This is a genomic window from Okeania sp. SIO3B5 (assembly GCF_010692555.1).
GTDB lineage: Bacteria > Cyanobacteriota > Cyanobacteriia > Cyanobacteriales > Microcoleaceae > Okeania.
Map to the genome: position 1 here is coordinate 1 of NZ_JAAHHG010000474.1, position 7766 is coordinate 7766.

A 7766-nucleotide genomic window follows, 5' to 3' on the forward strand; every position below is an offset into this window, starting at 1 on the left:
CGATTATATCCACATGGGCAAAAGGCCAAAAGCCTAAGATTATCTAGGAGCCGTGATGCGGTGAAAGTCGCACGTCCGGTTCTGAAGGAGAGGTGCGAGGGATAATACCCTCCATCGACTCTAACAGGAGCTTTCTATCGGGTTAAAACCACGATTTCCACGTTGCTCGTTTACGAAGTATGCCGTTAGGCAAACAACCACATTGCCAGTACCGTACCATAGTACGTATACAGAAGCAGTCCACGCTTACGGTGTCAATTGCCACTACTCTCTCCGGCCAAAAGACCATTGAGGCTACTTTTTAAGTTATTATTTAATTATAACACATTTTTTGACTACGGATTAAAATCCGTCGATTCGTTTCCATCCACCCCTTAAAAGACGGTGGTTTCCCACTTACCGAAATTTTAGGATGAAAATCAATCGAGTCGTTTCCAGATACATCAAGCCCGGCAATTACCGGCCAAAGTCTGGAAAACCGTTCATAACAATGTGATGGCATAACCATCAACGTAGGCGGTATCTCACAATGCTTTGAGAACAGTTCCCAAAGCGCCATTCCATCTCTCGGCATTGACTGGCCGCCATGGGGACATTTAAAATGCTTTGAGCCTCCTTAATTTTGATGAACACCACCGCCCGATCATACAAGTTTTGGAAATATATTCCTCAGTTACATCTATAAATACGGTCGCGCCTCGTTTTAAAGCTATGCTTTATAAACATCTTTCTTAACATAAAAATTGACACGCATAGACAAGTTATCTTCAAGTCTTTAAAAGGTTTTTGTCAGAGAAAAAGTGTATTAAAAAGTACATTTTTTTTGACAACTTAAGTAATTTTTCCTACCTACTATGATTCTTTCTCCTTTCTCCCCTGCTCCCTACTCCCCTGCTCCCCTGCTTGCTACAAGGTTTTCAGGAGTTCCTTATCAGGGATAGGTTTTAAAGGGTGGAACTTAAGAGTTTGTTTGAAACAATAATATGCCCTATTTAGCATTTGACGGACTGACGCACGAGAAAAGGTTGGCGTTTTTTCTCTCCTGACTTGGCAACCTTATGGGATGACTCAAAAGTTGGGAGAAAGATGACCCAATACTCGTATGTGCTCGTCTTCTATTATTAGACTATTTACCAGAAATTGCTAGGGATTCTAAAATCTAGTCAATGCACCCAGCAGTTCAAACTGACTGTTTTCCCACTTACCGAAATTTTACGACAATTATGCAACACTTAACCTAATTATATGTCGCTCCCGAACGTAAAAGAGCCATGGGATTAACAGCTCCATTTCCAGTTGGATGGATTTCAAAATGTAAGTGTGGGCCTGTACTACGTCCGGTGCTTCCCATTTTAGCAATTAGCTCACCCTGAGCCACTTTCTGACCTTCTCTAACAAGAATTTGACTGTTATGAGCATAGATTGTCAGACTACCATTGGGATGTTTAATTTCCACTAAGTTACCATACCCTCCACTATTCCAATTAGCAAAGGTGACAACACCAGGGGCAGCAGCAACAATAGGAGTACCAGTAGGTGCAGCTATATCAATACCACGGTGCATTCTTCCCCACCGCCAACCATAACCTGATGTTAGAGTCCCCTTACTGGGCCAGGTATATCCGGTAAATTGCATTGAACCACCAGGTAAATAGGTATCAGCTTTACCCAAAGGTGGCAAGTCTGGAGAAACCATTTTTCCTAGTGAAGGATTATTTAGAATCTCATTAAAGTTAGCTCCTATTGGTGCTGCGGCCATGACTGATGGCCCTTGATATTGACTAATATTTCTTTCTAGAGGTAGTTCTTTAACAACTGTAGCAGGATTTCTGATTTCAGGTCTGCGAGCTTCCATTTCTTCAGACCATTGTCTGGTTTGGCTACTATTTACTTCTTCCTGATAAGTTGGTTGTAAGTACCTACTACTATTATTCTCGTTAATAATTTGAGAATTATTCAGTAAATTCTGTTCTGAAGACCACGGTTCAGGTACTGGAATATTTATTGCTTCTGAGGTTATTGTTTGAGAATCTTCAAGCTCTTTTTGATTGTTATATTCTTGTCTTAGCCTGCTTATTTCTGACCTTAAACGATTAGCATAAGGATTGTTTTGACGATCAGATATTGCTTTTGGTAGTAACTCACCACTCTCAGTATTTATGTCCACTGGTAGTGGTTGAACTGGTTGACTACTACTAGAAGATGCAACAGGATTTTGTCTAGATTCTCTTGTACCTAGATTATCAGGCCATACTTTATTGACTAAGGGATTTTTCGGGCTATCTGTAGCAACTAACTGTGTTGAAGTTGAAAATTCTTTTGGTTTCTTGTGTATTTGATGTTCTCCATCGTCTACACCTTCAGACCAAGAAACAAGTTGTACACTTCTTTGTGGTGCAACTTCAGCTCCAGTCACATTTGGTACGCTGTCGGATAAATAATTAGATTTTATATTAGGAACCTTGACTTCAGGAATATTCAGTTGGTTAGTTGTAGTTTCCAAAGAAGGTTGACTAAGTTCCTCTTTTGTAGAGTTGCTACTTGTAGAACTTACCAGTGTTGATGATTCAGAAAATTGTTGCTGAGGAATTTTAAGTAATTTAGCGGCTTCAATTACGTCTAGATTTTTGATATTATTAGCTTTAGCTAAGGCATCGACGGATACATTGTTTTCCTTGGCAATTAAGCTTAGTGTGTCTCCCGCACGCACCTTATATACCAATGAAACTGGTGTAGATGTCATATCGGAATCAATAACCACTGCCCCTTCTAGTTTAGTCCCTTCAGTCTTGATTGACTCTTGACCAATATCTATTTGACTATCAGTGACTTGTTTGGCGGTGGAACTATTGTCTAATTCCGAGGATGTGGCTATCTGTAGAGCTGGTTCTTCAACAACTAAATTTTCTGATTTGCCATCTCTATTTTCTAGGAATTTTTCTTTTGATTTATCAAAGGACTTTCCTACGGGCTCAGAAATATACTGCTCATACCTCGACTCCACAGAATTTTTGGTCGAGAGGTTTTCTGGTTTTGTTTGAATAGAGTTAGTTTCTACTGTTAATTGGTCAATTAGTTGACTATTGTTACCTATGGTCTTCTTGGCCTGCACTTTGCCTAGAGGTCCTAGAGGGGGCAACTCATTAGTTTCTAATTTATCAATTTTCCGTTCAGAAAAAACTAAAGTCTCTTGCTCAGATGCTCTGGCTTTAGTCTGGCTATGTTTCTGTTGAAGCTCTATAGGAAAAAAGGATTGTTCTCCTAGTGTATTTTCTGAGGGTAGAACAGTCTCAGGTTGAGTTGCTTCAACTTCAGAATCAGTATTTCCTTCTGTCTCTACATACCCTTTGGTCAATTTCTGAAGTAGTAGACCTTTTGGACTATTAACTCCAGTAGTATTTAACTCTCTAGTTGAAAGTTCATGTTTGTTAGTGTCCACTCCAGGAAGTTCGGCTGCTGCTGCGAGATCGCCTTTCCCAGATAACAGGATGCCTGGCGCACCCATAGTGGTTGAAATAGCAGCAAGTCCAATCATGGCGGCAGCAGAAGAAGTTTTGCTACCAACTGTATTTATTTGTTTTGACTGCTCAATAGTTGCTTCTGTGCTAAGTTCACAGGTAGCGGCAGATTTTCCTTTACTTGGAAATGTTCGTTTCAAAGAACGACCTCCTAATTGACAAGCGTTTAACTATCCTTAAATGTTTCCTTGTCAATGACCTGATTCACTCTATTTCATAGATCGAGATCACTGACAAATATCAAACTTAGGCTAGGTTATCTTGCTTTTATCAAAAAAGCAAGGATAATTTTAATTTAATCTTAATTTAATTAATATTTAATGTCCAAAATTAGAACAAAAAAAAGTAACTAACTGTTAAGACACTAAATATTACAACATTCTTGCTTGTAGTTTGCTTTTGCGGTGTGATTTGGATATCATCCAATTTTATTTTTCTCTGAATTATTTAGTCCTCTAGTAAATACCCTCTAGACTAACTAAAGGATTTCAGGAGAAAAGGAGAAAATATGATCTAAATTTTGGTATACACTAACTTGGCGGTCGTGGCAATTACTAGAGCTATAGAAATTTCTTATATAGCAGGGAATAGGAAACACTGGATCTGGGAATAGTAGGAAAAACATTAGTAAGAAGTCAAAAGTCAAAAGGTAAGAAGTCAAAAGTAAGAAGTAAGAAGTAAATTATAGTGGTTAATAGGAATCAATAATTCAGTAAGTATTTATGCTTAATATTTAACTGAAAATTTGACTTTTGAGAGGTAATTTATACAGTATAAATATTGACCAATAATAGAAATCATATACTACTTTTAATATTACAAATTGACCAGGGGAATGTGGGTTTTATTGGTTTTACAAGCTTTGACAAATTGACTAACTTGTGTACTCCTAAAAGTTGTTTTTTGTCCTTGCGATCACAACTACACTAGGAGCTTTCAGACTCTAATACATCAAATGATATTTTTGTCAAGTTTTATCTTAAGAAAGATGTTTATAACCCACATTCCGCACTTAAATTTGTATTATTAAAAGTAGTATATAGATATGTAGTTTGGTAGGTACTTATACTATGCAAATCATCTCAATTACTTTTTTCGTTCATCAAATTCCGAGTAAATAATTAAGCATAAATACTTGCTTGATCGTGTACTCGCTCGCGGCAGCTATGATTTTCTTCTAAATTCTGTCTCCTGTCTCCTGACTCCTGACTCCTTCTTCTATACTACATTTTGTGGTACAGAATGTGGGTTATAAAGCATAGCTCGTGCTGTACTTCCTAGAGGGAGAATGTCACCTCAGATAATCCAATTGACGCCTGGCTTCAAATAAACCCAAGGCAGCACTAACAGAAAGATTTAAACTACGTACCTTTGGCTGTGTCATTGGTATATAGAGAGTTGCTACACAATGTTCTAGGATATCTTGTGGTAGTCCATGAGTTTCTGAACCAAACAATAGCCAATCATTTGTTTGGTATTGAAATTTAGTATAATTAGAATCTCCCTTTGCACTAAAACCTACTAATCTTCCACCTCGTTGCTGATGATAGGTTTGAAACTCTTTGAAGTTATCGTGGTCATGTAGTTTAACATAAGGCCAGTAATCTAAACCTGCCCGTTTCAAATAGCGATCGCTAATTTCAAAACCCAAAGGTTTTACTAGGTGTAATTCTGTATTAGTAGCAGCACAAGTACGAGCAACATTTCCTGTATTTGGGGGAATTTGTGGATAGACTAGGACAATCTGAGGCATTATATCAATTTATTTTGATATTGAGAACATTTGAAATTGTTAGCTAGAATATCTTATACCAAGCGTGATAAATGTTTATTACAAATGGTAGGGACGTTGCATGCAAAGTCCCTACGAAAAAAGGAAGAGGGAAGAAGGAAGAAGGGGTAAATATTGAAAAAAAGGGAAAAAAGATAGAGATAACTATCTCAAATTAACTGGAGCAGCTATTTTTAAGCATATCCGATCAATATCTACCTTTTTGTAGCATTCTTTTTTCACACTTGGTATTGCTTTTAAGTTTCAGGATTTCTCTGAAAATTCAATACAATAACAATCAAAGATATAAATAGGGTTTGCTGAAAAAGTCTTTTAGTAGGGGTAGGAGTCAGTTTTCATTATTTGCTCCCGAACAACCCGTAAACGAAATAATCTTTAGGGACGTTGCATGCAACGTCCCTACTATTCCCTGTTCCCTATTCCCTAAGCACGAAAATCATAGCTAAATTCACAAATGCCAGATATTTAGCAAAACTTTTGAGATTTTGTATAATACCATTTTTAAAAAAGAATGTTACGAATAATAAGCACCATAAAAAGACTTTCAGATAAAGTCTGTTTCACGAAAAAGGTAATTTCCAACATCAAAAATGGTATTAAATCTATCCATTCTGCATTCTAAATTCTCAATTCTAAATTAAAATAAATACCCTAACTATTTGTAGCAAACATTTATCAATTTGGTATAACTCCTAACTCCTTTCAACCTAATGTAGCGGAAATAAATGAAATGCTATAAAGTTAGGCCACCATTGATTGACATAATTGATCTTCTAGCTGTTCTTCTTGTTGCATCATCTCCAAAATTGCTGCTTTAATTACGCTCCGACTGTCAAGACTGCTATTATATTGACCTAACCATTTTTGCGCTGTATTGCCTTCCCGGATAATTTTTTTGATCGGAGAAAGAAAACAACTAAAGCCAAGTTTTTTGGCATAAGGTAAAACCTGTTGATAAATCTCCTCAATCCAATTTTTCGCTAAAATAGTTCTACCATCTTCCCAATGAAAGAGTTGAGCTTCAAGACTATCATGAGCTGCTGCTATTTCATTAGCATCTGCTAAAGCTACCAAATCTTCCAAAAGGTTAGTTGCTGGTAGATTACTTTTTTCTAAGGGGTCTAAACTAGGATCGTCAAATAATTGCCATAAGCGAGCTTCTAAGAAAGCTACCAAAGCTAGTTGCATAACAGGGTTACTTACAAAGTCACAAATTCTTAATTCTAGACGATTAAGATTATAGGGACGGCGATCGCCATTAGGTCGCACAGAACACCACAGATGACGAACATTTTGCATAATACCTGTAGCAACTTTCTCTTCAGTCCACTTGATGAAATGACTATGACTTTCAAATAGAGGGACATAAACTGGAGTTTTCGGAAAAGTAGCCCAACGAGTAGAGTGAAAGCCTGTAGCCTGGCCATCTAGAAAAGGAGAAGAGGCACTGAGAGCTAAATATAAAGGGGCTTCCATTCGGATCAAGCGAATGGCCCGCATCAATAATTCTGGGTCACTAATACCAATATTTATATGAATACTGGTTGTAACAACTTTTGCGCCGTAAGTTTGTTGTATATATGTGTGATATGGGTTATTAGGGTCAGAGCGTTCAAAGGTATTACTACCTCCTAAAGATAAGGTACTTCCTGGAATTATTGTGTAATCCCCTAAAGTGTTTAAATAGCTTCTCAATTTCAGTCTTGGCTTTACTAGAGCACATAAAAGTTGAGCGTAGCTACACAATGGTGCAGTTGTGTATTCTACATTTCTACTATCTGGCTCTCTAACAAACCCCTCGACTTTGGCCACAATTTGATCTGACAGGCCAACAGTATCACCTTGGGGTGTGCCAGTGTACATTTCTACTTCAAATCCTTTCGATAGCAGCACAACAGGCTCCTAAATTTGGTATATTTATATTTCTAATGGTATCAGTAGATTTAACATCTTTGGTCTATGCCTCAGAGCTTAAGTTATCGAGAAATTATTACTTTAAATTGAGGTATGGCATTTACCAGAAAATTGGGTTTAAAGCCTCGCCCTAATTAAGTATTTTGGGGTAACTATGGTAGAAAAATCACTCTTACCATTCTTTTGGCCACCTCCTGTGTAGCTCCCATTTCTCCTAACTCCTAACTACTTCCTTTTCCCCTCCTGGAAGGGATTAGGGGTGGGTCCCTACTCCCTACAAAGAGCAAAAAGACTTTCCATACGCAAACCCTAATTAGGGTTTGCTGATTAAATATCAAATAATTGCCAGATAAAGGTAAGTGCCTTTTTAGGTATTGAAAAAGTACATAGTTTTCAGCTCTTCATGCTAATGCATGGAGCGCATTAAAGAGCGCATAGTTGGGCAAAAAAATTCTCCCCTACTCCCCTACTCCCCTACTCCCCCACCCCCCCCCCCCCCCACCCCCCCCTTCCCCTACTACAACGCATTTAACATCTAGAGG

Annotated in this window: 3 protein-coding genes; all 3 read right to left on the reverse strand. The window is 37.8% G+C overall.

The features are described from left to right. Positions 1-1237: 1237 nt before the first annotated feature. The gene (locus tag F6K54_RS35835; RefSeq protein WP_293088565.1) at positions 1238-3658 is read right to left on the reverse strand and encodes a peptidoglycan DD-metalloendopeptidase family protein; all 2421 of its coding nucleotides are present in this window, start codon (positions 3656-3658) and stop codon (positions 1238-1240) included. Positions 3659-4809: 1151 nt separating this feature from the next. Next, positions 4810-5271 carry a tRNA (cytidine(34)-2'-O)-methyltransferase gene (locus tag F6K54_RS35840; RefSeq protein ID WP_293088567.1) on the reverse strand — a complete coding sequence of 154 codons (462 nt, stop codon included), beginning with the start codon at positions 5269-5271 and terminating at the stop codon, positions 4810-4812. 780 nt (positions 5272-6051) lie between these two features. After that, the gene (gene gshA, locus F6K54_RS35845) at positions 6052-7203 is read right to left on the reverse strand and encodes a glutamate--cysteine ligase (RefSeq protein WP_293088568.1); all 1152 of its coding nucleotides are present in this window, start codon (positions 7201-7203) and stop codon (positions 6052-6054) included. Positions 7204-7766 lie beyond the last annotated feature (563 nt).